This is a genomic window from Achromobacter sp. 2789STDY5608615, from assembly GCF_001298995.1.
GTDB classification, from domain to species: Bacteria; Pseudomonadota; Gammaproteobacteria; order Burkholderiales; family Burkholderiaceae_B; genus Achromobacter; species Achromobacter insuavis.
In genome coordinates this window covers 257,086-257,861 of the sequence record NZ_CYTY01000002.1, presented here as the reverse complement: position 1 = coordinate 257,861, position 776 = coordinate 257,086, and the positions used below count along the sequence as shown (strand labels likewise).

General features: G+C 67.8%; 1 protein-coding gene and 1 pseudogene. Both read right to left on the bottom strand.

The features are described 5' to 3' along the window. Positions 1-211: 211 nt before the first annotated feature. Positions 212-475, bottom strand: coding sequence for a hypothetical protein (locus AOZ49_RS02825; RefSeq protein ID WP_006390414.1), 264 nt, complete (start codon positions 473-475; stop codon positions 212-214). Between the two features lie 108 nt (positions 476-583). Continuing rightward, positions 584-776 (bottom strand): annotated as a pseudogene (locus AOZ49_RS02820) (LysR family transcriptional regulator); the annotation flags it as partial.

Sequence of the window (776 nt, the reverse complement as noted above, 5' to 3'; positions counted from 1 at the left end):
CCAGCGGCGCCGGTCTTATGCTTCCTGGCCGTAGCCGAAGGGCCAGCGGCGGCGGGTGGGTTCGGGCTTGGCGGTGTCTTCTTGCATGTTTTTCTCCGTGTCGTGCATTTCCGGGGAAATTCTATTTCCCCAGATGTAACAGCATTGCAAGGGATCGTTAGCACTCGCTCGGCGCGGGAGCCGGGGCGGGACGCCGTTCCCTGAACAGGCCCTAGTCGGCCGCGAACAGCGTGACCTGGCGCTCGAGCGCGTAGGTGGCCCGGTAGCTGGCGGGCGTGGCGCCGCGGTCGATCAGCAGCAGGCCTTCGCGCTCGGCGGCGGCCAGGACCTCGCGCAGCTTCTGGCCGCCTTCGAGGCCGGTGGCTTCGCACAGGCGGTCCAGGGGCAGGTAGTCGCCGTTCTTGACGCCGGACAGGCGCGGAAAGGCGCTGAGCCAGATGCTGCGGCTGGGCGGGGAATTGATCAGACTGGTCATGGGGCGGGGTTCCCTTGCGGTCGGATAACTGTATGGATGAACAGTATATCCGAACGTCGGACCGATTCCCGTCGGGAATGTCGCATCGTTGCGGGTCTGGGGGGAACGCTAGCCTGCCGCGCCGGTATGGGCCAGCAGGCAGGCCACCAGCGCGTCGAAGACCGTCTTGCAGCGGGGGCTGGCGCGCAGGTCTTCGTGCATGGTGATCCAGGTGTCCAGCTGGAACGCGGCCTGGGCCGGCAGCACCCGCACCAGCTGCCTGTCGCGGCGGGCCAGCGCCACCTGGCAGACGCCGATGCCG